This is a genomic window from Marinomonas posidonica IVIA-Po-181, from assembly GCF_000214215.1.
Taxonomy (GTDB): domain Bacteria; phylum Pseudomonadota; class Gammaproteobacteria; order Pseudomonadales; family Marinomonadaceae; genus Marinomonas; species Marinomonas posidonica.
In genome coordinates this window covers 3,774,808-3,799,625 of sequence record NC_015559.1, presented here as the reverse complement: position 1 = coordinate 3,799,625, position 24,818 = coordinate 3,774,808, and the positions used below count along the sequence as shown (strand labels likewise).

At 46.4% G+C, this 24,818-nt stretch carries 24 protein-coding genes; 14 read left to right on the top strand and 10 right to left on the bottom strand.

Going from position 1 to position 24,818, the window contains the following annotated elements; all coding sequences use genetic code 11:
* Window positions 1–64: 64 nt before the first annotated feature.
* Both MAR181_RS17540 and MAR181_RS17535 read left to right on the top strand, forming a co-directional pair.
* Complete coding sequence (locus MAR181_RS17540) at window positions 65–979, top strand: LysR family transcriptional regulator (protein ID WP_013797934.1); 915 nt, start codon at window positions 65–67, stop codon at window positions 977–979.
* A 134-nt stretch (window positions 980–1,113) separates the two neighbouring features.
* Window positions 1,114–1,683, top strand: coding sequence for a nucleoside 2-deoxyribosyltransferase (locus MAR181_RS17535; protein ID WP_041651449.1), 570 nt, complete (start codon window positions 1,114–1,116; stop codon window positions 1,681–1,683).
* 16 nt (window positions 1,684–1,699) lie between these two features.
* Here the strand turns inward: MAR181_RS17535 and MAR181_RS17530 are convergent, their stop codons facing one another.
* Both MAR181_RS17530 and MAR181_RS17525 read right to left on the bottom strand, forming a co-directional pair.
* Window positions 1,700–2,014, bottom strand: a complete 315-nt coding sequence (locus MAR181_RS17530; protein WP_013797932.1) for a hypothetical protein — start codon at window positions 2,012–2,014, stop codon at window positions 1,700–1,702.
* Between the two features lie 104 nt (window positions 2,015–2,118).
* Window positions 2,119–2,697, bottom strand: coding sequence for a histidine phosphatase family protein (locus tag MAR181_RS17525; protein ID WP_013797931.1), 579 nt, complete (start codon window positions 2,695–2,697; stop codon window positions 2,119–2,121).
* A 162-nt stretch (window positions 2,698–2,859) separates the two neighbouring features.
* Here MAR181_RS17525 and MAR181_RS17520 point away from each other — a divergent pair, with 162 nt between their 5' ends.
* The 7 genes from MAR181_RS17520 to MAR181_RS17490 are packed head-to-tail and all read left to right on the top strand — an operon-like array spanning window position 2,860 to window position 9,284.
* Entirely contained in the window at window positions 2,860–3,465 is a 606-nt protein-coding gene (locus MAR181_RS17520; RefSeq protein ID WP_013797930.1) for a thermostable hemolysin, read from the top strand.
* Between the two features lie 8 nt (window positions 3,466–3,473).
* Window positions 3,474–4,991, top strand: coding sequence for an AMP-binding protein (locus MAR181_RS17515; RefSeq protein ID WP_013797929.1), 1,518 nt, complete (start codon window positions 3,474–3,476; stop codon window positions 4,989–4,991).
* Between the two features lie 9 nt (window positions 4,992–5,000).
* Complete coding sequence (locus tag MAR181_RS18570; protein WP_013797928.1) at window positions 5,001–5,684, top strand: iron-containing redox enzyme family protein; 684 nt, start codon at window positions 5,001–5,003, stop codon at window positions 5,682–5,684.
* An 8-nt stretch (window positions 5,685–5,692) separates the two neighbouring features.
* Complete coding sequence (locus tag MAR181_RS17505; protein ID WP_013797927.1) at window positions 5,693–6,514, top strand: SDR family oxidoreductase; 822 nt, start codon at window positions 5,693–5,695, stop codon at window positions 6,512–6,514.
* Between the two features lie 51 nt (window positions 6,515–6,565).
* Complete coding sequence (locus tag MAR181_RS17500) at window positions 6,566–7,201, top strand: tetratricopeptide repeat protein (protein WP_013797926.1); 636 nt, start codon at window positions 6,566–6,568, stop codon at window positions 7,199–7,201.
* Between the two features lie 3 nt (window positions 7,202–7,204).
* Window positions 7,205–7,861, top strand: a complete 657-nt coding sequence (locus tag MAR181_RS17495; protein ID WP_013797925.1) for a response regulator — start codon at window positions 7,205–7,207, stop codon at window positions 7,859–7,861.
* On the top strand, window positions 7,851–9,284 hold the full coding sequence (locus tag MAR181_RS17490; RefSeq protein ID WP_013797924.1) for an ATP-binding protein: 1,434 nt from the start codon (window positions 7,851–7,853) through the stop codon (window positions 9,282–9,284). The genes MAR181_RS17495 and MAR181_RS17490 overlap by 11 nt, the downstream gene beginning before the upstream one ends.
* Before the next feature lie 186 nt (window positions 9,285–9,470).
* Here the strand turns inward: MAR181_RS17490 and MAR181_RS17485 are convergent, their stop codons facing one another.
* On the bottom strand, window positions 9,471–10,337 hold the full coding sequence (locus MAR181_RS17485) for a YicC/YloC family endoribonuclease (RefSeq protein WP_013797923.1): 867 nt from the start codon (window positions 10,335–10,337) through the stop codon (window positions 9,471–9,473).
* Window positions 10,338–10,484: 147 nt separating this feature from the next.
* Between MAR181_RS17485 and rph the strand changes: the two genes are divergently transcribed.
* From rph to MAR181_RS17470, 3 genes are all read left to right on the top strand, one after another.
* Window positions 10,485–11,204 (top strand): ribonuclease PH, encoded by a 720-nt coding sequence (rph, locus tag MAR181_RS17480; protein WP_013797922.1) that lies wholly within the window; start codon window positions 10,485–10,487, stop codon window positions 11,202–11,204.
* Between the two features lie 212 nt (window positions 11,205–11,416).
* The gene (locus tag MAR181_RS17475) at window positions 11,417–11,923 is read left to right on the top strand and encodes a hypothetical protein (RefSeq protein WP_013797921.1); all 507 of its coding nucleotides are present in this window, start codon (window positions 11,417–11,419) and stop codon (window positions 11,921–11,923) included.
* Window positions 11,924–12,053: 130 nt separating this feature from the next.
* Window positions 12,054–13,067, top strand: a complete 1,014-nt coding sequence (locus MAR181_RS17470; RefSeq protein ID WP_013797920.1) for an alpha/beta hydrolase — start codon at window positions 12,054–12,056, stop codon at window positions 13,065–13,067.
* Window positions 13,068–13,137: 70 nt separating this feature from the next.
* Here the strand turns inward: MAR181_RS17470 and ushA are convergent, their stop codons facing one another.
* The 7 genes from ushA to MAR181_RS17435 form a co-directional block, all read right to left on the bottom strand.
* Window positions 13,138–14,745, bottom strand: coding sequence for a bifunctional UDP-sugar hydrolase/5'-nucleotidase UshA (gene ushA / locus MAR181_RS17465; protein WP_013797919.1), 1,608 nt, complete (start codon window positions 14,743–14,745; stop codon window positions 13,138–13,140).
* A 247-nt stretch (window positions 14,746–14,992) separates the two neighbouring features.
* Window positions 14,993–16,102: an ABC transporter ATP-binding protein gene (locus MAR181_RS17460; RefSeq protein WP_013797918.1), complete on the bottom strand. Its 1,110-nt coding sequence runs from the start codon at window positions 16,100–16,102 to the stop codon at window positions 14,993–14,995.
* Between the two features lie 69 nt (window positions 16,103–16,171).
* Window positions 16,172–17,056, bottom strand: coding sequence for a carbohydrate ABC transporter permease (locus MAR181_RS17455; protein WP_013797917.1), 885 nt, complete (start codon window positions 17,054–17,056; stop codon window positions 16,172–16,174).
* Complete coding sequence (locus MAR181_RS17450) at window positions 17,049–17,978, bottom strand: carbohydrate ABC transporter permease (RefSeq protein ID WP_013797916.1); 930 nt, start codon at window positions 17,976–17,978, stop codon at window positions 17,049–17,051. The genes MAR181_RS17455 and MAR181_RS17450 overlap by 8 nt, the downstream gene beginning before the upstream one ends.
* A gap of 91 nt (window positions 17,979–18,069) precedes the next feature.
* Complete coding sequence (locus MAR181_RS17445; RefSeq protein WP_013797915.1) at window positions 18,070–19,317, bottom strand: ABC transporter substrate-binding protein; 1,248 nt, start codon at window positions 19,315–19,317, stop codon at window positions 18,070–18,072.
* Between the two features lie 211 nt (window positions 19,318–19,528).
* Window positions 19,529–20,995 carry an ATP-binding protein gene (locus MAR181_RS17440; protein WP_013797914.1) on the bottom strand — a complete coding sequence of 489 codons (1,467 nt, stop codon included), beginning with the start codon at window positions 20,993–20,995 and terminating at the stop codon, window positions 19,529–19,531.
* On the bottom strand, window positions 20,985–21,725 hold the full coding sequence (locus MAR181_RS17435) for a response regulator (RefSeq protein ID WP_013797913.1): 741 nt from the start codon (window positions 21,723–21,725) through the stop codon (window positions 20,985–20,987). Before MAR181_RS17435 ends, MAR181_RS17440 begins: the two co-directional genes overlap by 11 nt.
* A 203-nt stretch (window positions 21,726–21,928) precedes the next feature.
* On the opposite strand from MAR181_RS17435, the gene MAR181_RS17430 reads away from it, so the two are divergent.
* Together MAR181_RS17430 and MAR181_RS17425 are read left to right on the top strand one after the other, a co-directional pair.
* The gene (locus tag MAR181_RS17430) at window positions 21,929–22,900 is read left to right on the top strand and encodes a carbohydrate kinase family protein (protein ID WP_013797912.1); all 972 of its coding nucleotides are present in this window, start codon (window positions 21,929–21,931) and stop codon (window positions 22,898–22,900) included.
* Window positions 22,901–23,353: 453 nt separating this feature from the next.
* Entirely contained in the window at window positions 23,354–24,706 is a 1,353-nt protein-coding gene (locus MAR181_RS17425; protein ID WP_013797911.1) for an ABC transporter substrate-binding protein, read from the top strand.
* Window positions 24,707–24,818 lie beyond the last annotated feature (112 nt).

The following is a 24,818-nucleotide window of genomic DNA, read 5'->3' as shown; positions in this document are numbered from 1 at the left end:
TTTCTGGCTGCCTTTTTTATTCTATTGTGTAACACGGTGCCGATAGCGACTTGGGGTCAACAGGATGAATGAAATTAACGCAAAGCGTTTAACCTATTTTTATGAAGCGGTTGCCTCTGGCACAATACGTTCGGCCGCCGACAAATTAGGCATTGCCCCATCGGCCATTAGTCGCCAAATTAGCCAATTGGAAGAAGAGTTGGCGTGCATTTTAATAGAGCGTCACCGCAAAGGTGTCTATCCGACCGATGCTGGCGAATTATTATTAAAATATTACCGAGAAGCCTCCGCCAATGAAGAAATCTGTTTGTCTGAACTTCGAGCCTTAAAGGGTCTCAAGTCTGGACACATTGCCTTGGCCATTGGTGAGGGCTTTATTGGTGAAATCATGTCTCATGTTTTGCCAGAATTTCAGACAAAGTATCCAAATTTGACCTATTCTGTTCACGTGGGTGGCTCGAATGAACTGATCAGAAAAGTCGAACAGGATGAAGCCCATATTGGTGTATTATTTCACCCGCCGAATCATCAAAAGCTGCGCTCTCATGAAACCTCGTTACACCCTTTGTATGCCATTGTGCCACCCGGGCATCCATTAATTGCTTTAAATCGCCCGGTGCGTTTGGAAGATATGATGCCTTACCCACTGGTGCTACAAGAGAAAGAGTTTGGCGTTAGACAGTTAATTGCGGTGGCGGAGTTTAAACACCGAGTAAGACTGTCACCTGCGATGACAGTCAACTCATTTGGCTTATTGAAGGAATTTGTTCGCTCGAACATGGGCGTGACCATCGCGCCGGAGTTTGTTGTGCGGCGTGAACTGGATGACCAACAGGTGATTTCGCTCCCCATTGAAGACCCTATCTTATCGTCTGGTGAAGTGCACATTGCCACTCGTCTTGGACGACAATTAACAGAGGCGCCTTTAGCCATGTTGACGCACTTACAACGATGGATGCGAGACTTCCATGCTCATTAACCGCTCACTACAAACATCACTACAGATTGATTGAGTTGGATCATTCCTAGGGTCATTTTTACGGCTTTTTACTCAGTCTTAAAAGACGATTTTAGAGTATGATAAACAACCATTAATGTTTTATGGTGTGTTATATGAAAACCATTTATTTAGCGGGGCCAGAGGTTTTCTTGCCCGATCCAACTGCGATTGGCGATGCCAAAAAAGCCTTATGTGAACAGTATGGCTTTATAGGTTTGTTTCCTCTCGATAAAGACATCAAACCTCAACCAAGTCGCTTCGAGACCGCCATGGCAATTAGTCTCGGCAATGAAGCCTTGATCATGCGCAGTGACATCATAATCGCCAATCTCACCCCATTTCGTGGCCCTAGTGCGGATGCTGGCACCATTTATGAACTCGGTATGGGACGGGGGTTAAACCTGCCAATCGCAGGTTATTCAAATTGCGTAACACCTTACTTTGATCGCGTCTGGCAAACGTGTGCAGACGGTGAGGCACCCATCACTGAAGATAAAGACGTGCGAGATCTAGATGGCAACAGCATTGAGAATTTCGGCCTGATGGATAATCTGATGTTACAAGGCGGGATTCTGGCTTCCAGTGACGTGTTTGTGGCCCGGCATGTGGAAGGGCTGGAGCGCTTTACCGATTTGACCGCATTTGAAGAGGTTCTAAAACAGCTAAAAGCCCGATATTCGTAGCGATCATTATCACTCGTTAGGAGTCGATCTGTTTTGTGGTGACCGCATCGCACCAAAACTCGGCGTAGGAATCACAAAAGAGTTCGACTTTGATGGTGCTGAAATCGCGCTCCACATTGCACTCTTCACTGACTGTCACCTGCTGAAAATCCATCAACTCCATGATGTTTTGTGGGTCATCAATGTGCTCGAAGGCCAAGGTGATGCTTTGCTCTTCTTGAGCAAAGGTTACCAGCAGCCCACTTTGAACTTCGTCTAAAGCGCGTGTGACCACCAGCTGAGTGACTTTCCAACTCGCATCAAATTCGAAGAGGGTGTTGTATTCAGACACAGTCTTTCCTTTTAATCGACAACAAAACCAGTTACTGGCTATGAATAGTAATGGATACCATGGTGAGAAGAAATGAGCGGTTTCATTGAGATGACGGAAATGGCTTAGGGCGCGTTTGGTAAAAAGCGTCCGATGACTTTTAAAGATCGGCTGTTTCCGGAGACAGCCACCAAGATCATCTCCCCTGATCGAGGAAAAATACCAGTTAGAGCCGTGATATTGACCTGATGTGTCACTAATAAAGCTTTTTCGTGTTGGGGAAGTGAGTTCAGTAACTCACGCAAGTCTTGAGTTTGAGACTTTGCGGTACTGGGATCACGGAAAAAAGAATTTAGCATAGGTGCGGGCTGTACTTTGCCCATCGCCATTAATTGCGCTGTTTTTAAACAACGACACCACTGACTGCTGAAAACCTGATTAAAGCTCACACCTTGATCACGTAGCAACTGACCTATCTGCGTGGCCTGCTGACGACCTGTGTGATTTAAAATGCGTTGTGTTGTGCAGTCTTCCAGCTGAAAATTTGACGGATCTCCCATCCCAGGCGCAAGAGCGTGGCGCATCAACACATGCACGCCAGGTTGTACAAGCTTATCCCTAATGGATTGTTCCGCTTGCACCACAGAGCATAAGCACACCGCCAGCGCGATCACAAAATGGCGTATCCACTTGAAGCCTTGCATGCTGAATCCTCTCATAGCAACAGACGTTATAGTCAGTCTATACGTGAAAAATAGCCTGTAGGGGCAGGATCATTAAAAAATTTATCAATTAAAGGGTTCCTTAAGCGTTCCTTAAGTTTCGAGTTCTATTGTATCCACAAGAAACTTAACGAGGAGACGCAAATGCAACTTCAAACCTCATTTGACCACTGCAATCTAGACATCGTTGATCCAACACACGAGCTTTGGCCGCAGGTCATTCGGCATGTGTCCCAACGCTATCAGCAAGCCTTTCAAGCGGAATTAAAGGCTTTCATGCCGGCGTATTTAACCTTATTTGATCATCATCAAATTGCGTCGGTTTGCGGTTTTCGAGTCGCTTCAGAGGAATCTCTGTTTTTAGAGCAGTACCTTGACGTGCCTGCGCAAGAGCTTATCTCGCAATTATTCGATCAAAAGGTTGACCGCACGAGTTTGGTGGAGTTTGGGCATTTAGCCTCATTCGCCAAATGGGTGTCACCGTATCATTTTTTGTTGATTGCCGAACGTCTCGTAGAGAGTGGCTATGAATGGTGTATTTTCACCGCCACTGACCCTTTGTTTGTGTTGATGTCACGTTTAGGGCTGAAGCCCAAACTCATTACCCGCGCAGACGCTAACAAGGTGACGGATGCGGACAAAATTTGGGGGACGTATTACGACCACCAACCCAATGTCTTTGCGGGTAGCTTGATTAAAGGGCTACAGCGTCTGAGCCTCATTCACCAAAAAACCGGCAAAATTGCCTAGAGGAAAAGATGATGACGCACATTATCCAAGCGATTGAAAAATGGTCGAAAGAGACGCCAGATCATATCGCCTTCGTTGGTCATGATGAGACGGGTGAACTCTTATCAATAAGTTATCAACAATTAGAGGCACGCGTTCATGCTGTCGCCAAACAACTAAAAGCAGCGGATGCGACGGCGATTGCGTTAAGAGCCGATAACAGACTGAATTGGGTCATTGTCGACCTAGCGGCTATGTACAGCGGCATTGTAGTGATACCCGTTCCTACGTTTTTTTCCGAGTCGCAAGTTCAGCATATATTGCAATCCTCCGCTGCCGATATTCTGATCGGGGAGTGGGCGGATGATGAAGGCCATTATGTGGGTAAGCAACTCGGCACCATGGCGGGTCTGAACGCTTATCAACATCTAACATCCGCTACCAAAGCGTATTTGCCAGGCACCCAAAAAATCACCTTTACCTCAGGTTCTACGGGAGCGCCAAAAGGCGTGTGTTTAAGTGCTGACAATATTGATCGAGTGTCCCTGTCTCTTGCTGACAGCATCACGGGGCAGGCAAGCCGTCACTTAATCCTTTTACCCTTATCCACCTTGCTTGAGAACATAACGGGTGTCTATGTTCCATTATTGTTAGGCGCCACGTCTTATGTGGTGTCTGGTGAACACACTGGGCTGATGGGCTCTAATCAATTTGATATCAGCCGTTTTATGATCGCGCTGACGCAATATCGTCCACATAGTCTGGTGCTGACGCCCGCCTTGCTGATCGCTCTGCTTTCCCTCGTCAAACAGTTCCCTGAATTAGCGCAAACCTTGACGTTTGTGGCGGTTGGCGGCGCTCGTGTTTCGGCGTCATTAATGGCAGCCGCTTGGCAACTTGGGATTCCGGCTTACGAAGGGTACGGCCTTTCTGAGTGCGGTTCAGTGGTCTGCCTAAATACGCCAATTCAGAATAAAGCGGGAACAAGTGGATGCGTATTACCACACATTCAGGCCCGTATAGCGAAAGATGGAGAGTTAGAAGTCAAAGGTAACAATGCGCTTGGCTATCTAGGCGAACCCTTTACAGAGACTTGGCTGGCGACGGGAGATTTAGCGCAAGTGGATGACGACGGTTTCATCACGCTGATGGGCCGGAAAAAGAACCTGATTGTAACTGCTTACGGACGTAATGTTTCGCCAGAGTGGATTGAGTCAGAAGCGTTTACCTATTTGCAAACCTTACCCTTTTTCGTTGTTGGTAATGACTTACACAGCTTATGCGCAGTTACTCAGCAGTGTTCTGATTTACAGCACAAGGTGTCTGTACTCAACGAGTTGTTACCAGATTATGCCCGAATCGGCTGCTTACTGGTGTTGGATAACATCCAAGGTATCACGCCATGGTTCACGGCAAACGGAAAAATCAGACGCAATCTGCTGGAACAAGATGTAACGCGTTTCTTGATGGATCCGTCTCAAACGCAACTGCATGGTCAGCCTGTCACACGAATTAATGTCAATTCAGAACTTACAACATCCTCATAGGAGAACAAGATGAATCATTTCTTTTCAAAACTGCAACAAGAAACGGCCAGTGCACAACAGGCCATGTTAATGGCGCCAGTGATTGCTCAGGTGCAATCGGGCAACATAGATAAGGAGATGTATCTCGCTTTTCTGACACAGGCGTACCATCACGTTAAGCATACCGTGCCATTGCTGATGGCTTGTGGCGGACGATTATCCTCCGACTATGAATGGGTTCGAGAAGCCATTGTAGAATATGTGGAAGAAGAACATGGTCATCAGGAATGGATTTTAAATGACATCAAAGCCTGTGGTGGCGATGCCGATCAGGTGCGTAACAATAGTGGAAAAGGTCAGGTTGGTCAGGCGATCGAGCTGATGATGTCTTACCTATATCACCAGATTGATCGTCATAATCCTTTGGCCTTGTTTGGTATGGTTTGGGTCTTAGAAGGCACTAGTGTTGGCATTGGCGGTAAAATGGCAAGCCTGATTCAGAGTCGCTTAGAGCTTCCGCCAGAGGCGATGACTTACCTGATTTCCCACAGTGTCTTGGATCAGTCTCACCTGACCTTTTTTGAAAACTTGATGAATCAAGTAACAAACCCAGACGATCAACAAGTGATCATTGATTCGGCCAATATGGTGTTTGACCTTTATGGTCAGATGTTGCGTTCTTTGCCAACCCCAAGCATTCAGCAAGTGGCGTGAGGCGTAACATGAAGATTCAAGACAGTCATTTCATATTGACGGGGGCGAGCGGTGGCATTGGACGTGCCATCGCCATGCAGCTTGCTTCTGCGGGAGCAAGCTTAACCCTTGTTGGTCGCCGTTTGGAACCTTTAGAGACGCTTCTTCAGTCTCTAAATCACCAGGAAAACCATCGTGTCTTAGTGGCGGACATTGCGTCGGCGGAAGGCATTGCGACCATAACGGACTATGCTCGTCAGGCGATTGTGGAACAGCGCAGAATCAATGGCTTGATTAATAATGCCGGTTGCAACGACTTTGCCTTGTTAAGTAGTAAACAGCCCCATCAGATTGAGCAAGAAATTCGCCTTAACTTATTGGCGCCCATCATGCTGTGCCAATCTCTTGTGGATTTGCTGTCTCAACCGGGCGTGATTCTGAATATTGGCTCCACGTTCGGCTCGATTGGCTACCCAGGTTATACCACTTATTGTGCGGCCAAAGCCGGTTTGCATCGCTTTACCGAAGCACTCGATCGAGAACTGAATGGCAGCGGCATTCGTGCTTTATATTTGGCACCTCGTGCGACGGATACGGCTCTGAATAGTCATGCGGTGAACCAACTGAATCATCAACTGGGCAATGCGATTGATTCCCCTGAGTACGTCGCGAAACACGTTCAAGCTGTGTTGGAAAAAGAGATCAGTGCTAAGTGGATCGGTTGGCCAGAAAAGCTTTTTGCACGCATAAATCAAATTTTTCCCAACATGGTTTCCACCGGTATCCATAAACAGCACACCATCATCCATCAATACATACATAAAATGAGTCAAGAGAGAAGGTGCGAATAACCCGCTTTCACTAGACGTGTTCGTACTTTCACCTAAAATGAGGAAAACACAATGTTAATGAAATCCCTAAAATTTGGTTTGTTATTATTCGTGGTCAGTGGACAGACATTCGCAAGTAACGATGACAGTTCACTGCTGGCGATCCAAACCGCATGGGCAAAATGCCAGTACGATCTGGTCGAAGACGACGCAAGACAAGCGTGTCTTGAGACGCTCATTGTGAAAAACAATGAGCTCTTGCAGGCTCATCCTGACAATCCACAGTGGAAAGTCTGGTTAGCGATCAATAAAGCTTCTTTGGCTGGCGTAAAAGGCGGATTTGGTGCGCTATCATTAGTGAAAGAAGCCAAAGCTTTACTCGAACAAGTTATTGACACGGCACCCAACACCTTGTCTGGGTCGGCTTATACTTCTTTAGGGTCACTGTATTACCAAGTACCAGGTTGGCCGATTGGCTTTGGTGATAACGATAAAGCGGAAAAAATGTTACAAAAAGCCTTGGCAATTGATCCACAAGGCATTGATGCCAATTATTTTTATGGTGATTTTTTAGTGCAAGAAGGTCACGAAAAAGAAGCAAAAATCTACTTAAGTAGAGCGTTGCAGGCTAAACCGAGAGCAAATCGTCCCTTAGCAGATGCAGGTCGTAAGAAAGAGATAGAAGCCATTATGTCGAGTCTTAACTAATTCATGCGTATATTACTGGTAGAAGACGATACTTTATTGGGCCAATCTATGGTGACGTCACTGAGTCGTCAGGGCTATACCATAGATTGGTTGGAACGGGGTTCGGGCGTCACGACGGCCTTAAAAACGCAAACCTTTACCGCCGTCATTCTCGATCTGACCCTTCCCGACATGGACGGTTTGCAGGTCCTTCGGGCAGTTCGCCAAAAGGGTTACGAATTGCCCATCATGATCCTAACGGCGCGTGATGATATTCGCGATAGGGTGAACGGATTAGATGGCGGTGCCGATGATTACTTAGGCAAACCTTTCGCGCTTGAAGAATTGTTGGCTCGGCTACGGGTGATGATTCGCCGTCAATCTGGTCGTGCAGATGAACATATTGTGGTGGGGGAATTAAGCCTGTCACTTTCAGAGCAGAGTATTCGTATCGCTGATGTGCCGCTTAAGCTGACGCGTAACGAGTATAAAATCCTTGCCGGGCTGATGATCAATGCCGGACGCGTGCAGAGCAAAGAAACATTGCTGCAGTATTTGCACGGCTGGGAGGAAGGTTCAAGTGATAATGCGATTGAGGTACACATTCATAACCTGCGTAAAAAAATACCCGATCAGGCGATCAAAAATATCCGTGGAGTAGGCTATATCCTTGAAAAATAAACCGATGCGCACAAAAGCACCTTATTCGATAAAACGTCAGTTGACCCTCTCGGTCACCATCTTGGTGAGTGTTTTACTGGGCGTATCGCTCTACTTCAGTTTTCTGTCGGCCCAGCATGAAGTCGAAGAAGTCTATGATGCTCGGCTTGGGCAATCCGCCAAACTTTTGCTGTTGGCTACCTCGTTATCGAAAAGCCAAGACGACATTATTCACTATGGTGATCAATTTGACGCTTGGATGGACAACCTGCGCAAGTTAACCCTGAAAAATAACAGTGACGATGAAGCCACCTTATACGGTCACCCCTATGAACAGCATCTCGTCTTTCAGTTTTTTAGCCGAGACAAACTCTTGTGGAGCTCGATGAAAGGATTGCCAGCATTATCCAATTCAGAGCTGGATAAAGGGTTTCGAGACCTTGAAATTGGTGGTGGACGGTGGCGCACCTTTCAGCTTTCTTTGCCGAATGGGCAGGGCTTAGAAAGGTATGTAGTGGTGGCTGAAAAGTACAGCGTTCGCCAAGAATTGATCAACGAAATTGCCTTATCCACAGTGACAGAACAAATGCTGTTATTGCCTGCTTTGCTGATTGTTCTTTTGTGGCTGATTGCCAAGTACTTGCGACCGATTGACCAACTTCGCACTGCCATCGCACAGAGAAACGCGCATCATCTGGATAAAATTCACGTAAAAGACAATACCATCGAGCTGGCACCACTGGTGAACTCCCTTAATGCATTGTTGGAAGAGCTGGATCTTGCGTGGCAAAGAGAAAAACGCTTCACTCGGGCAGCGGCGCACGAGCTAAAAACACCTCTCACGATTTTACGGCTCAATGTCGAAAACGCACTCGCCACGAAAATCGCCGAACAAAAACAGCAAGATTTACACAACATTTTACTCGGTATCGAGCGCACCGATCGCTTGATTCATCAACTGCTTATGTTGGCCAAAGTGGACAGCACATCCGAACATTCAATCGAATCCGTAGAACTCAAACAACTGCTAAAAAATGTCATTGCAGACCTTGCGCCCTTAGCACTGAAACAGCAACAAGACATCGCCCTCGAAGGGGATGAGTCTCGACTGCTTGGGGACAGCGTATTGCTGGAAGTACTATTCCGTAACTTGATTGACAATGCGATTCGCTATTCCGGCCAAGGTAGCGAGATTTTTGTCACCTTAAAGGCACAAAATAACAAAATTGAAGTCTTGATATCGGATAACGGAGAGGCTATCCCAGCGAAAACTCGAGAGCATTTATTTGAAGCCTTTTATCGCGGTCAATCCGACCGAGGCGATGGCGCTGGGTTAGGCATGGCCATATGCAAAGACATAGTGGCACTTCATCAGGCCGAACTGGAATTATTGCCGCGCAGCGCTGACCGCAATACCTTCTTTGTGCGTTTTCAAGTGGATTAGATCGACACGTTCATTTTATGTGTCGATACCTATGCATAATACGAACAAGCTCGACAAAATTACGGTGAAACTGCTGCTAAGTCAGAAGCTGTCATCTGCTTAACGTCATCAACCATGTCCAACTCAAAAAAATGAGACGGAAATGCTGTGGTCAGAAGTAAGAGTTTATATGATTAAGTGTTTGTCTTACTCAATATTCTGAATCTGTTCTCTCATCTGTTCAATCAACACCTTCAGTTCCACGGCACTCTGCGTCGTTTCGACCACAATGGACTTAGACGAAAGCGTGTTGGCTTCGCGGTTGAGTTCTTGCATGAGGAAGTCGAGGCGGCGGCCGATAGGGCCTTTTTGTTGTAGCTGGCGGCGGACTTCTTTGGTGTGGGTCGCGAGGCGATCCAGTTCTTCGGCCACGTCGGCTTTTTGGGCCAATAGTACAATTTCCGCTTCTACTCGCATTGGGTCGAGTTCGACTTTGGCGGCTTCCAGTTTGTCGGTCAGGTTTTGTTTTTGCGCGGCGATGATGGTGGGCAACTTGCCTTGTACTTCGGCCACGATGGCGTCAATGCTATCAAGTCGCTGTTCTATGATGGCGACCAGTTGTTCGCCTTCACGTAATCGCATTTCGATGAGCTCGTTGACGGCTTTACCAAATAGTTCGACAACGGCTTTTTTGATGGTGTCCGCGTCTTCACTGCTATCACTAAGGATGCCAGGCCATTGTAAAATTTGCAGCGGTGATGGGGTTTTGATGTCGTCAAACCAAGTGTCTAACTGATGAATGGCATTGGCCAAGGCTTGGGCGTTGTCTGGGTTGATGGTCAAGCTGGTGGCCGCTTTGTCGACGGCTTGGTAGCGTAGTTGGCATTCCAGCTTGCCGCGATTGAGTTTTTTTCTTAATAGGTCGCGAAAGGAAAACTCCAGTTCTCGGAATTGTTCTGGTAACCGAAAGTTAGGTTCTAAATAGCGCTGATTCACTGAGCGAACTTCCCAACTGATGGTGCCCCAATCGTAGCGGGCTTCTTGGCGTGAGAAGGCGGTCATGCTTGCTGTCATTTTGAATACCTAAGTTAAGAAAAATGTGGCGCTATTGTAGCTTATGCCATAGCAAGACGACAGTTTCCCTATTGTAAGGGGCGCAATTTTATCAGGGTTCGCTATAATTGCGGCTTTACAAAAGATTAACCAACAGAGAGAGCTAGTATGCGCCCAAGTGGAAGAGCCGTTGATCAGTTACGTCCCCTTAAAATTACGCGAAATTTTACCAAACATGCCGAAGGTTCCGTGTTAATTGAATGTGGTGATACCAAAGTCATTTGTACGGCAACGGTTGTACCAGGCGTTCCTCGTTTTTTGAAGGGCAAGGGTCAGGGTTGGATCACAGCGGAATACGGTATGCTACCTCGTTCAACAGGCAATCGTATGGACCGCGAAGCGGCACGTGGTAAGCAAGGTGGCCGTACGGTTGAGATCCAACGTTTGATTGGTCGTTCGTTGCGTGCCGCGGTGGATTTGAAGAAGCTGGGTGAGCATACTATTACGATTGATTGTGATGTGATTCAAGCAGACGGTGGCACGCGTACTGCTTCCATCACGGGGGGGTTTGTGGCCCTAGCCGATGCCATGCGTCATCTTGTTGAGAAGAAAAAGGTCAAAGAAAATCCAATTGTTTCTCAGATCGCTGCGATTTCAGTGGGTGTTTACAAAGGCACGCCAGTGTTGGATTTGGATTACCCAGAAGATTCCAATGCAGAAACCGACATGAACGTCATTATGAATGACAAAGGTGGTTTTATTGAAATCCAAGGTACCGCAGAAGGCGAGGCCTTTGGTGACGAACACATGATGGGCATGTTGGCGGTGGCTCGTAAAGGCATCGCCGAAATCATTGAGCTTCAACGCGCCGCCTTGTTTGATAAGTAAAGAATCAATAAGTAAAGGTTCGATAAGTAAGTCATTGTTAATGCTAAGAAACCTGATCATCAAATGAGGTGGTCAGGTTTTTTTGGCGCTAAAATTTGCCTGAATAAGAGGGTTTTGGCGTTTATTGTTAGTTATTGTGGGTGTTTTTGCACCTCACATCATGAAACTTCTCTGCGATGATCAGAAGACAATAAAAATAAAGGAGAAGAAACGTGAAGAAATTGATTGCTATGGGTGTGTTTGCCGCTGTACTGACGAGTGGTGCGCAGGCGGCCAGTTTAGAAGGTCGTTGGCAATTACAAGACGCAGCGAATACCCAAGCCAAGCTCGATGAAGCGGTTGAGAATGTGGTACAGGAAATGAACTTTTTCATTCGTGCTTTAGCGCGGCCGGTATTGGAAAAGCAAACTCAAATTTGTCAGCAGTGGTTGTTAGCGAAGCAAGCCAGTGAGTTCTCTTGGCAATGTGATCAGCAAGAAGCAGACAATATTCCACTGACAGCGCAAGGTGAGGTGTTTAAAACCGACGAAGAGGGTTTGGAAATCTCAGGCACCTTTAGCGAAACCGATCAAGCGATTGTGGTGATTGTGGAATCTGAGCGCGGTATACGAACCAATACCTGGTTGCAAACGGCTGACAATGAATTGAAATATACGGTCAAATTGGAATCCGAAAAACTCCCAACACCCCTAACTTGGTCATTGATTTACCGACGTTAAGGTCATGTCTTTATGCGGCGCAAAATGAATCGTTAGAGCAGAGATTGAAATGGCTTAATACAGACTCCGGACAGATACTGAATAGGCGCTAATCAGCGTCTATTCAGATAACAATAAAAAGGAGTTTGATATGAAACCTTTCTGGTCTCTACTGGCCTTGTCCATCGGACTAAATGCTTGGGCCGCCGCCCCTATTATCCCTGCTGAGCCTGCTAGCTATGACGATTTTCCCTATAGCCGTGTGGTCATCGATGGGATGGAAAGCTTGGATGCAAAGCGGCTGCGTCGTTCGCTCAATACTGTGTTCAATGTCACCTATGCCCACAAATCTGGAAGAGATTTAAAGTTACATATTATTCGTCCAGTACTTCGAGAGGCATTAGGAGAGAAGGCGGCCACAACGACTTTCCCTATTATTGTCTATGTCCAAGGCTCGGCTTGGTTTAAGCAGGATTTGGGGTTGAGTATGGCGCAGTTATCGCGCTTTGCAGAGAGAGGGTATGTGGTCGCTATGGTGGAATATAGACCTTCACCAGTGGCGCCTTTTCCTGCTCAGGTAGAGGATACGAAGTCCGCTATTCATTTCATTGCTGAGCATGCCGAGGAATATTATGGTGATGCGAATAACATCATAGTCTGGGGGGATTCTTCTGGTGGCCATACGGCAGCAATGGTGGGGGCAACACTGGATACTCGGGATTTTGATGACGTATCGAAATCGGCTATTAAATTAAAAGCTGTGATTGATTACTATGGCCCGACGGCACTTGATCAAATGAACGAAGAGCCTTCTACCTATGATCATATACAAGCGAACTCCCCTGAAGGGATGTTATTGGGTGGTGTCAATGTACTGAACAATCGAGATAAGGCAAAGCTTGCTAGCCCAATGCATTACATCTCGGCCAATGAAGACATGCCGCCTTTTTTAATCCTTCATGGCGATAAGGATCGACTGGTACCGTTTGGGCAAAGTGTCAAACTGTTTGCTCGACTGCAACAGGATGGACATCAAGCTAGGCTAATTCGGTTACATGGCGCTGATCATGGAAGGGCACCCTTTTGGCAAGATGAGGTGTTAAATATAGTCGATCAATTCATTCAAGAAGCATTAGCTACTGGGCCAAGAGGAGCACAGGGTTAATAATCTTGGTGGCAAAAAAAAGCCCTGACCTTAACAGTCAGGGCTTTTTTATAACGGGTTATTGATTGGATTAGCGCTTAACGTTACCCGTTGGGGTGAAGTCAGCAATATCCAATGGAGCGTTGTTTTGAACGTATTCTACCAAGACGTCAGCGTCGACATAACCTGAGTTCACGTAGTTAGCGTGGTCGATCACTTTAGGGTAGCCGTCACCGCCAGTTGCAACATAGCTGTTGATGGCAACACGGTAGCTCTTAGCTGCGTCTAATGGTTGGCCATTTACCATGATATTAGTTGCTTTACCGTCTTTCAATGTAAGCGCTACACCGTCAAATTGACCAAAAGCACCTGTGCCAGCTTGTTTGCTTGCTACGGCGGACAAGTAGTCAGTTAATTCAGCGGCGGTAAGGTCAACGTAAGAAATGGCGTTACCAAAAGGCTGTACTTTTAGGACGCTCTTGTAGGTAATCACACCGGCTTCCATGTTGTCACGGATACCACCAGAGTTCATGATACCAATGTCAGCGTTAACTTTTTCTTTCATGGCGCGTGAGATCAGGTTACCTAGATTGGTTTCTTGATTACGTACCACGCCACGCTCACCGACAAAATCGCCGTTAGAGAAGCCAATTTCAACGTTTAGCTCTTCCTGACCTTTTTCTTGGAAAGGCGTCAACATGGCTAGCATTTCTGGGTCTTGAGCAATTTCTTCTTCGATGAAAACCCGTTCAGTTTTGCCTTCTGCGTTTTTCACTTTTTTCTTCAAGTTAACAGGAATCAGGCGGTACTCAGACCATACGATGTCACCGTTTTTGAAGACAAAGTCTAGACGGCCTACGTATTTACCCCACTCGTGAGCCTGTAGGATAAGGGTGCCGTTTTGCTCATCTGGTTGGAACAATGGGTTTTGAGAGTGTCCACCGACAACCACATCAATGCCTGGTACTGTGCGAGCTAGCGTCACATCACCTGGCGCGTTACCACCGTAGTTACCGTTGTTGTAGTGACCCATGTGTGTCACAGCAACCACGATGTCGGCTTTTTTGCGTAGCTCAGGAACCAATTTCGCCGCTACCTTGATAGGCGACTCAATCTTGATGCCTTCTAGGTACTCAGGGTTGCCTAGTTTTACGGTATCGTCAGTGGTTAGACCCATTACCGCCACTTTTAAGTCATTGACTTGGAAAATCTTGTAAGCGTCGAATAATGGCTTACCGGTTTTTGCGTCTGTGATGTTTGCCGATAGGAATGGGAAACCTGCCCATTCTTGTTGCTGTTTAAGTACGGAAAGAGGGTTATCAAATTCGTGGTTACCCAATGCCATGGCATCGTACTTCAGCATGTTCATGCCGCGGAAATCTGGCTCAGCGTCTTGTAGATCAGATTCAGGAACGCCTGTGTTAATGTCACCACCTGATAACAATAGTGAATTGCCATCGTCTAGCGCGACTTCTTCACGAATATTGTCGATCAGAGTTTTGCGAGCCGCCATACCATATTCGCCACGACTGCTTTGCCAGAAGCGACCGTGATGGTCATTGGTGTGCAAAATGGTTACTCGATATTCTTTATCTTCCTGCCAATCAGGTTGTTTTGGGCCCATCATTGAACAGCCTGCAATGGCTAGGACAACACTGGAGACCGCAAGATGCGTAACAAAACGCTTTGTTGATTTCATGCTGTGATTCCTTGAGTGTAATACTGAGATTGGTTGAACAAATACATCAATCGAGTGCATTTATGTAATAGCACTTCTGATCAATTATTACAGAAATGTATCTCATATTTGTGACAAGTTCGAGAGATTAAGGAAAAAAACTGACCATTTGTGCAAAATTTAATCATGAATGTAAAAAAAGCCCACGCAAAATCTGACAAACTTTGCATGGGCTTTACTAAAATATTGGGTCGTTAATGACGCAATATTATTTGTCTAAGCGCTGACCTGTTGCTTGATCAAAGACTACGGCTTTAGAAGTATCAAACATCATTTCAATCACAGACCCTGGTGCTGCTGGATAAGCTGGGTTGGAACGACAGTTGATCTCGGCATCGTTAACGCGAGTGATGATCATGGTGTCGGCCCCCATTGGCTCAGTCACTTCTACCTTGATGTCTGTTGTCGTCACGAAGTTCTGGCCCACTTTATGAGGCTGTGGCTCAGTGATCATTTCAGGACGTAAGCCCAGTAATACAGTTTGGCCAATGTGATTTGCTAAGGCGTCTGGTTTTGGGAATGGCAAGCTAACGGTTGAGTTAGTCGCCAGTTCCAACATAGGCGCACCGTCTTGAGAAACCACCTTGGCTGGGATGAAGTTCATCGCAGGTGAGCCCATGAAGCCCGCTACGAAAAGATTCGCAGGGTTGTCATAGATTTCTTGTGGTGTCCCCAGTTGTTGTACTTCGCCATCTTTCATCACGGCGATACGATCGGCTAAGGTCATGGCCTCAATCTGATCATGGGTTACATAGACGATGGTGGTGCCCAGTTTCTGGTGCAGCTTTTTGATTTCGGTACGCATTTCCACTCGCAGCTTGGCGTCTAGGTTAGACAGCGGCTCATCAAACAAGTAAAGCTGAGGGCGACGTGCCAATGCACGGCCCATTGCCACACGTTGACGCTGGCCACCTGATAACTGCGCAGGTTTACGGTTCAACAGATGGTTGATCTGCAGCAGCTCAGCCACTCGTTGTACTTCCACCTCACGCTCTTCTTTGGCGACTTTACGCATTTCTAAGCCAAACGAGATGTTTTGTGCGACGGTCATGTTTGGGTATAAGGCGTATGACTGGAACACCATGGCGATGTCGCGGTCTTTCGGACTGGTGTAAGTGACGTCGTTATCGGCAATCAAAATACGGCCTTCAGACACGTCTTCCAAACCAGCAATGGAATTCATCAGCGTTGATTTACCACAACCTGATGGGCCAACTAGGATCAGGAATTCCCCAGCTTCGATGGCGATATTAATGCCTTTCAATACTTCGGTCGTACCGTAGCGCTTTTTAACATTATCAATGACTAAATTTGCCATGTTATTACTCCAAAATTTTGTATCTCCTAAGCTGTTTGTTGTGCTTAGGAAGTGCGGCACGGTAAAGGCTTAGCCTTTTACGGCACCGGCTGTTAAACCACGGACGAAGTATTTGCCTGCTAGCACATACACAGCCAGAGTCGGTAGGGCTGCGATGATGGCTGCGGCCATATCCACGTTATATTCTTTCCCGCCAAAACTGGTGTTAACCAAGTTGTTCAAGGCCACGGTTACAGGCTGAGTGTCAAAGCCAGAGAAGGCCACGCCAAATAGGAAATCATTCCAGATTTGAGTGAACTGCCAAATTACCGTTACCACAATAATGGGCGTCGACAGTGGCAAAATGATGCGGTAGAAAATGGTAAAGAAACCCGCGCCATCAAGGCGTGCGGCTTTCACCAATTCGCCAGGAATCGCTTGGTAGAAATTGCGGAAAAACAGTGTTGTGAAGGCCACACCGTAAACCACGTGAACAAAGACTAAGCCTGTCGTGGTATTCGCAATGCCCAACCATCCAAGCGTACGCGCCATTGGCAATAGAATGACTTGGAAAGGAATGAAACAACCGACTAAAAGTGCCGCAAAGAATAAGTCACTACCACGAAACTTCCATAGGGAAATAACATAGCCATTGATGGCGCCCAGCAAGGTTGAAATTAATACTGCTGGAATAACGATTTGGAAGGAGTTCAAAAAGTAAGGTGAAATCCCGCCACAGTTGTTACCTGTACAAGCTTCGCCCCATGCTTTGCCCCAAGCGCTTAAATCCAAGGTGCTAGGTAAAGACAATAAGGTACCGGTACGAATTTCTTCAACGTCTTTAAGTGACGTCAACAACATAACCAAGAACGGCATCAGATACACAGCTGCCATAATGATTAACACAGCGTACAGGGCAGCACGTAAGGCCTTTTCTACCCAGGTAGTTTGGCGGCCAGTAGATGTTTTACTCATGGCGTTCACCTCGTAATTCTGAGTACAGATATGGGATCAAGATCGCCAACACGCAACCTAGCATCACCATTGCAGAAGCCGACCCTAAACCAACCTGACTACGGGTAAAGGTGTGGGCGTACATGAAGTTAGCCGGTAGATCAGACGCATAACCTGGACCACCGTTGGTTAATGCGGCGACCAAGTCGAAGCTCTTGATGGCAATGTGAGACAAGATCACCATGGCACTGAAGAAGACTGGTTTCAACGACGGTAGGATAATGCGACGGTAAGTGGTAAACGTGCCGGCACCGTCTAGGTGAGCCGCTTTGATTAGGTCACCATCGACACCACGCAAACCGGCAAGGAAAAGTGCCATAACAAAACCAGATGCCTGCCATACCGCGGCAATGACCAAACAGTAAACCACCATATCTGGATTGACTAACCAATCAAATCTGAAGTTCTCGAAGCCCAGATCGATCATCAGCTTTTCAAAACCGTTAGTTGGGTTTAGTAACCATTTCCAAGCGGTACCTGTGACGATGAATGAGATCGCCATAGGGTATAAGTAGATGGTACGAATCGCCCCTTCGGCGCGAATTTTTTGATCTAAGAAGATGGCCAGTACCACCCCAAGGAATAGGCAGATCAAGATAAAAAGTCCGCCAAATATACCAAGGTTGGTCAGCGCAACGATCCAGCGATCGTTGTTAAATAAACGCTCGTATTGCTCAACACCAACAAACTTGTAGCTGGGTAACATACGAGAGTTGGTAAAAGACAGAACGGCTGTCCAAATCATATAGCCGTATATACACACTAGGGTAACGACTACGGTCGGCGCCATGACGATTTTTGGCATCCAATCAGCCAAACTAAGGCGTGCAGGACGTCCTGACTGAGCCTTTTTGGGCTCAGAATTGGCAGCTTTTGTATTCATAATTGATGCTTCACTACAGAGAAGAAACGAAGAGGCTGGCTTGAGGGCCAGCCTCGTTTACTTATTGCAAGACAGACTTGCGAATAGGTGCTTACATGCTGGCTTTGATTGCACGAGCTAGCTTGTCTACGGCTTCTTCAGATGTCATAGAGTCATCGTTGAAGAAGTTTGTCACGACGTCAAAGATAGCGCCTTGAACCATAGAGTTTACTGCCATGCCATGCGCCATACTTGGTACTAGGTTGCCTGTTGTTGAACTGGCTAGGAAAGAATCCATTGCAGAGTGTGCACAAGTATCAAACTTATCACGAGGCATGTTTAAACGCGTTGGGATAGAACCTTTATTCAAGTTAAACGTTTCTTGGAACTTAGGCTCAAGAATCAAACGAGCAAGGTCTTTTTGTGCGACTTGCTGATCTTTACCGTCAACTTTGAACATCGCTAGAGAGTCGATGTTGAAGGTGAACGCCTCGCTTGTACCTGGTGCAGGGTAGCAAACATAGTCGATGCCGGCTTTTTTGCCCGCTGCGGTGAATTCGCCTTTCGCCCAATCACCCATGATTTGCATGGCGGCTTCACCATTGATCACCATAGACGTAGCGATGTTCCAATCACGACCAGAGAAACCTGTGTCAACGAATTCACGCATTTGTTTGAATGTGCTGAATACGTCGATCATGTCTTGGCTGCGTAGGGTTTTGTCAGATAGACCAAGGAACGCGCTGTTGTAGAATTTAGAGCCTTTGGACAGTGCAATGGCTTCAAACAGAGTCGCGTCTTGCCAAGCTTGACCACCATGAGCCAATGGTGTGAAACCCGCTGCTTTGATCTTTTTCGCTTCGACGATGAATTGATCCCAAGTGGTTGGGATAGAAGCGCCGGCTTTACGGAATACTTCTGGGTTTGCCCACATCCAGTTTACACGGTGAACGTTAACCGGTGCAGCAACATAATGGCCATCATACTTCATGACTTCGCTCACAACGCCTGGCAGGATAACATCCCAATCGCCAGCTTCAGCGACGTCGTCAAGGTTGGTTAGGAAACCTAGGTCACCCCATTCTTGAATGGTTGGTCCTTTGATTTGAGCAGCAGAAGGTGGGTTGCCAGCAATGGCGCGAGATTTTAGTACTGTCATGGCTGACTCACCGCCACCACCTGCGACTGCGAAGTCTTTCCAAGTGTGGCCAGCATCAACCATTTCGTCTTTAAGTACGTTAATAGCCGCTGCTTCACCACCTGATGTCCACCAGTGAAGAACTTCTACTTCACCAGCTTGGCTTTGTACCGCGGCTAATGAAAGTGCAACAGATGTTAATCCTAAGGCAATTTTTTTCATGATAGAAACCTTTGTTATTGTTATTTCATCTTGTCAAATGCGCGTTGACTTTGACTATGTTTGATTATTCTTATTTCGTACAAATTTACTAAAATTTAGCTTAAGCCTTTATACGAGTTAGTGAATTTAGCAAAGTAAATAAAGAGAAGGGGTAAAGTAGAGCAACCTAATGTAACAAAGTCTTGCATAACTGAGGATTAACTATGATTTTCTAGTGACGAGGTAGCCAGACTTTTGCTTCCAAACCTTGCTCTGGATGGTTGCTCAAGGTGACTTCTCCGCCGTGGGCCCGTGCGATGTTGCGGGCAATACTGAGCCCCAGCCCCATCCCTGTTGGGTGACCTGTGTGATCGGCCATAAGTCGTGTATAGGGTTGAAATACTTTGTCTATTTTGTCGATGGGAATGCCTGGACCTTGGTCGCAAATACGAATGCACACGGCTTCGTCATCGTCTTCTATGTGAATGGTGGCGGACTTTCCATAATACAAGGCATTGTCGACCAAGTTGCCTAAACAGCGCTTAATGGCCAGTGGTTTTCCTATATAAGGATGAGATAAAGCCCCCTTAATGATGATTTTAGGACGCTGGATATTTGCTGTTGACTGCATGTCTTTGAGCATGCGGCTAATGTCGACTTCGACACGGTTTTCATGAATGTCTGTCTCTTTAACGCTCTGAAGGGCTCCTTTGACCAGCATGTCCAAATCTTCAAGGTCACGGATCATGGCATCGCGGATATCATCTTCGTCGAGCATCTCCGCTCGTAATCGTAATCGAGTAATGGGCGTTTTTAAATCGTGCGAAATGGCGGCGAACAATCTTTCTCTGTCATTTAAGTAGCGTTGAATCCGACGCTGCATATCATTGAAGGCTTTGGCGGTATTGCGTACCTCTACACTGCCATTTTCTTTCATGGGGCGCCAATCACCCTGTCCGAAACGCTCCGCTGCTCGGGCGAGCGTGGCCAGAGGTCTGGTAACGCGGCGAAGAATAACAATGCTTAATAACAGCACTGTGATCACCGACATCGCCATAGAAAAGAGCCGGTCGCCACTGACTGCTGTGGTGTCATCTAAAAAATAAGGGTCTGGCATTAAGCTGGCAAGATAGAGCCAATCTTTGTCGTTGATGGGGATTTGAATCACAATAATCGGCGGGGTGAGTGGTTTCACAAGCAAACTGTGATGTCCCCAACGTTCCGGCAAGTCCATCAAACGGGTTTGGTTATTGATGACGTGTAAGTCACTGGGACTGGAAAAAGCAATTTTGGCATTATGAATACCAAGCTGTTTCACCAGTGTGTCATTTACTTCCTGTTTCACAACGTCCTTGAGTGGAGACGCTTCCAAAGGGTTGATAAGAATTTCTTCTTTGTTGAGCGTGACAAAAAAGCGTGTGCCGCCCATGTCTTGTAATTGGTCAATGACGATGTGGCGATAGTTGGTTGGTAATGAGGTGAAGTAACTGACCGTGGCAGCAATACGAAACGCCATGTGTTTAGACACTTCTCGTACGTTTTGTTCGGTATCCGATTCCAGTTGTCGGAGCCAGAAAGTAGAGCTAATAAATTGAGCGCTCGCAACCCCTAACGCCATAATGATGAGGATCTGCCCGGTTAAGGACTGAGACCAGCGCTTTAGGCGTTTGGATAGAAGGGGAGGCGAGTTAGTTGGCATGATCGAGGGCGTTGACGGAAGCGGTTAATATGTAGCCCTGACCGCGAACCGTTTTGATTAACTGCGGGTGACGGGCATCTTCTCTTAATCGATGTCGTAAGCGGCTGACATGCACATCAATGAAACGATCTAGAGGCGTACTGTCACGTCCGCGAGTATTTTCGGCAATGTGTTCTCGGGTCAATACCTCTCCTGGGTTTTTCAAAAACAACATGAGTAAGTTGTAGTCGGCACCCGATAGGGATTCTTTTTCATCAGCGTAATGTAGCTCGCGGGATAAGGTGTCTAGGGTGAAATCGGCAAAATGATAAACACGATGAGCTTCGTTGGTATGACTGTGTTCACTGACTTCGATTTGTTCCATCCGACGTAGAATGGCTTTCATTCTGGCCAGCAGCTCGCGTGGATTGAAGGGTTTGGCAAGGTAGTCGTCAGCGCCAATTTCGAGGCCAATAATGCGATCCATTTCATCTGAGTTGGCGGTCAGCATAATGACAGGGACTTGGGACTGCTCTCTTAGTCCGCGACAGACAGAAAAGCCATCTTGACCGGGTAGCATGATGTCTAAAATAACCAGATCTATGTGTTGGTCTGGATCAAAATCGGCTAAAAACGATTCGCCTGAATCTGCTGTGAAGACAGTAAATTGATGTTTTTCCAAATAGGATTTGAGCAGGGTGCGAATCTCGTCATCATCGTCTACAACATAGATACGTTTGGCTTTGGTCATACTTTTGCTCAGTTACTCGCGGACAAGTTAAATTGTAATTGTTATCGGCTTCGAGTCTAGCAAGAAAGTATCTTTGAACCAATTGGCTAAGGAGAGTTTGCGCCTTTGGTATTTAAATAAATTAAATTGATTTAATTTCTTCTCACCTGCATAATTTTTCAACTAATCTTACCCTTGTTTATGAAATTTAAGAGATAAAGACAATGACAACAAAAGTGATGGCGTTCGGTGAAGCCCTAATTGACTTCCTATCCAATGGTGCGACAAAAGCCGGTGAATTAGAGTCCTTCACCAAATTTCCGGGCGGCGCTCCAGCCAATGTGGCGGTTGCCGTCGCACGTTTAGGCGGTAACAGTCACTTTGTTGGCCAAGTTGGCGACGACGCTTTTGGTCACTTTTTAAAAGCGTCATTAGAAGACTATGGTGTCGAAACCAGCAAAATGCTGATGACTCAAGCAGCAAAAACCGCTTTAGCCTTCGTCAATTTGGATGACACGGGGGAGCGTAGTTTTGAGTTTTACCGTAGCCCGTCAGCGGACATCTTGTTCCGTGAAAAAGACTTTGATGCGAGTTGGTTTGCCGATGCGAAAGGAGTGTTCCATACCTGTTCAAACACGTTAACCGATGCTGACATTACGAAAGCGACTTTAGCTGGCATTCAAATGGCAAAACAAGCCAATTGGATTGTCAGTATTGATGTGAACTTGCGTACTAACTTGTGGCCAAATGGCGAAGTAGATTGTCAGCGTGTAATTGACTGGATGCAGTCGGCGGATGTGGTCAAAGCTAGTCTAGAAGAATTGGCGGTGATGGCCGAAGATCCGTTTGCTTTGATTGACGAGTCTTTAAACGCAGGTGTCACCTTGTTTGTATTAACGGATGGCGGTAATCCCATTCGTTTTTACACCAAAGAGCAAGGTGAAGGCGAGGTTGTGACACCGAAGGTTGAGGTAAAAGACACGACAGCCGCGGGCGATGCTTTTGTCGGTGGATTGTTGTATCAATTGGCAGAAAAAGGCGGTGATCGTCAATCTATTACGGCTTTTTCAAAGCAAGACTTGGTCGATGTGATTCGTTTCGCGGCCGCCTGTGGTGCTGACTCTGTGACCAAGCTTGGTGCTTATCCATCTTTGCCTAATTTGGCCGAAGCAAAAGCACAACTAAAACGTTTTTAAGATGTTAGGTAATACTATAACTTAGTTGATTTAGTTAAACGGTTAAGAACTTATTTAGAGTATTAAGAAACTCCTTTAAAGCGCGGCTTATCCGCGCTTTTTTTATGTCGAATATAAATCTTAGCCCAATCAAGTTAGGGGGCTAAAAGTATAAAATTGAGCGATTTTAATGGGATTTAACCTACTGAAAACTGGTAAAAAAATAACTCTGTTGTTTTTTTAGACACTTCTTGAGGTGAAAATTAGCTCGCTTTTTCACCAAAGTATACTAAATTGAAAACAGAATTAAGACGATATTAAGGGGTTCTTAAGCTTGAAGCAGGGGCTTTGATTGTTAATAATTAAAAATCTTCTTAATCCTTATAGAAGGATTGAGAACCTTGTTTCGACGCATGATAATAACAAACAAAGGCAAGCTTAGGAGTTTCCTTAGCAAGTCTGTAAGGAGCAATGATGAAAAAATCCATTCTGTCTATGGCAATTGCTATGACACTTTCTGCAACGTCGGCATCGGCTGCTGATCTTGTATTCAAGCCTGGCGAAGACTCTCGTTTCCATTGGGAAAATTACGAAGCGTTAAAATCAACTAATTTGTCTGGCGAAACCATTTCTGTGTTCGGCCCTTGGATGGGCGATGAGAAAGCCAACTTCGATCGTGTAATTGCGTATTTTGAAGAAGCGACTGGCGCCAAAGTTAGTTATGCAGGTTCTGACTCTTTTGAACAACAGATTGTGATTGATGCTCAAGCGGGCAGTGCACCAAATGTTTCGGTATTTCCTCAGCCAGGATTGGCGGCAGACTTAGCTGCGAAAGGTTTTCTAACGCCACTAAACGACAATGTTAAAGACGCTGTCGCGAAAGATTACGCGGCAGGTCAATCTTGGGTTGATTTGGCGACCTTTAAAGATTCTCAAGGCGAGAAAGAATTTTACGGTGTTTTTTACCGTGCTGATTTGAAGTCTCTGGTTTGGTATTCGCCTGATAACTTTGCGGATGCGGGTTATGACATCCCAGAAACCATGGAAGAATTGAAAGCACTGACCAAAGAAATCGTTGCTGACGGCGGTACGCCTTGGTGTATCGGTCTAGGTTCCGGTGCAGCAACGGGTTGGCCAGCAACAGACTGGGTGGAAGACATGTTGCTTCGTACTCAGCCTGCGTCTGTTTACGACCAGTGGGTGACCAATGAAGTGAAATTTGATGATCCACGTATCGTGGGTGCCATCGAAGAGTTTGGTTGGTTTGCACGTAACGACGAATACGTTGATGGTGGTGCCGGTGCGGTGTCTTCAACGGACTTCCGTGACAGTCCGAAAGGCTTGTTCCAGTCGCCACCAAAATGTTACCTGCACCGACAAGCGTCTTTCATCCCTGCTTTCTTCCCGGAAGGCACGGAGCTTGGTTTGGATGCTGACTTCTTTTACTTCCCATCTTACGAGTCGAAAGAGCTAGGTAATCCAGTATTGGGTGCCGGTACTTTGGTGAGTATTACCAATGACTCTAAAGGTGCTCGTGCGTTTATTGATTTCATCCGTTCACCTATTGCCCACGAATTGTGGATGGCGCAAACCGGTTTCTTGTCGGCTCATTTGGGTGCTAACCCAGAGTTGTACTCAAGCGATGCGGCACGTAAGCAGGGTGAAATTTTGCGTTATGCTACTACTTTCCGTTTCGATGGCTCTGACTTGATGCCGGGTAAGATCGGTGCGGGTTCTTTCTGGACTGGTATGGTCGATTACACTGGTGGCAAAGAAGCTAAAGAAGTCGCGAAAGACATTCAGAAAACGTGGGATGCGTTGAAGTAATCCCATTTGTTAAGCCCCCAAGTAACCTTGTTTGCTTGGGGGCTTTTTGTAATTTATTTGCCAGATAAAAGATGAAGGACGTGAGTCCTATTCATCGTCAATGTACCTTGGA

Excerpts from the sequence above, each read along its gene's own strand:
- MAR181_RS17450 (WP_013797916.1), bottom strand. The coding sequence starts at position 17,978 with ATGAATACAAAAGCTGCCAATTCTGAGCCCAAAAAGGCTCAGTCAGGA.
- rph (WP_013797922.1), top strand. The coding sequence starts at position 10,485 with ATGCGCCCAAGTGGAAGAGCCGTTGATCAGTTACGTCCCCTTAAAATT.
- MAR181_RS17505 (WP_013797927.1), top strand. The coding sequence starts at position 5,693 with ATGAAGATTCAAGACAGTCATTTCATATTGACGGGGGCGAGCGGTGGC.
- ushA (WP_013797919.1), bottom strand. The coding sequence starts at position 14,745 with ATGAAATCAACAAAGCGTTTTGTTACGCATCTTGCGGTCTCCAGTGTT.
- MAR181_RS17515 (WP_013797929.1), top strand. The coding sequence starts at position 3,474 with ATGATGACGCACATTATCCAAGCGATTGAAAAATGGTCGAAAGAGACG.
- MAR181_RS17520 (WP_013797930.1), top strand. The coding sequence starts at position 2,860 with ATGCAACTTCAAACCTCATTTGACCACTGCAATCTAGACATCGTTGAT.
- MAR181_RS17470 (WP_013797920.1), top strand. The coding sequence starts at position 12,054 with ATGAAACCTTTCTGGTCTCTACTGGCCTTGTCCATCGGACTAAATGCT.
- MAR181_RS17430 (WP_013797912.1), top strand. The coding sequence starts at position 21,929 with ATGACAACAAAAGTGATGGCGTTCGGTGAAGCCCTAATTGACTTCCTA.
- MAR181_RS17460 (WP_013797918.1), bottom strand. The coding sequence starts at position 16,102 with ATGGCAAATTTAGTCATTGATAATGTTAAAAAGCGCTACGGTACGACC.
- MAR181_RS17495 (WP_013797925.1), top strand. The coding sequence starts at position 7,205 with ATGCGTATATTACTGGTAGAAGACGATACTTTATTGGGCCAATCTATG.
- MAR181_RS18570 (WP_013797928.1), top strand. The coding sequence starts at position 5,001 with ATGAATCATTTCTTTTCAAAACTGCAACAAGAAACGGCCAGTGCACAA.
- MAR181_RS17435 (WP_013797913.1), bottom strand. The coding sequence starts at position 21,725 with ATGACCAAAGCCAAACGTATCTATGTTGTAGACGATGATGACGAGATT.
- MAR181_RS17455 (WP_013797917.1), bottom strand. The coding sequence starts at position 17,056 with ATGAGTAAAACATCTACTGGCCGCCAAACTACCTGGGTAGAAAAGGCC.
- MAR181_RS17535 (WP_041651449.1), top strand. The coding sequence starts at position 1,114 with ATGAAAACCATTTATTTAGCGGGGCCAGAGGTTTTCTTGCCCGATCCA.
- MAR181_RS17485 (WP_013797923.1), bottom strand. The coding sequence starts at position 10,337 with ATGACAGCAAGCATGACCGCCTTCTCACGCCAAGAAGCCCGCTACGAT.
- MAR181_RS17445 (WP_013797915.1), bottom strand. The coding sequence starts at position 19,317 with ATGAAAAAAATTGCCTTAGGATTAACATCTGTTGCACTTTCATTAGCC.
- MAR181_RS17525 (WP_013797931.1), bottom strand. The coding sequence starts at position 2,697 with ATGCAAGGCTTCAAGTGGATACGCCATTTTGTGATCGCGCTGGCGGTG.
- MAR181_RS17440 (WP_013797914.1), bottom strand. The coding sequence starts at position 20,995 with ATGCCAACTAACTCGCCTCCCCTTCTATCCAAACGCCTAAAGCGCTGG.
- MAR181_RS17540 (WP_013797934.1), top strand. The coding sequence starts at position 65 with ATGAATGAAATTAACGCAAAGCGTTTAACCTATTTTTATGAAGCGGTT.
- MAR181_RS17500 (WP_013797926.1), top strand. The coding sequence starts at position 6,566 with ATGTTAATGAAATCCCTAAAATTTGGTTTGTTATTATTCGTGGTCAGT.
- MAR181_RS17425 (WP_013797911.1), top strand. The coding sequence starts at position 23,354 with ATGAAAAAATCCATTCTGTCTATGGCAATTGCTATGACACTTTCTGCA.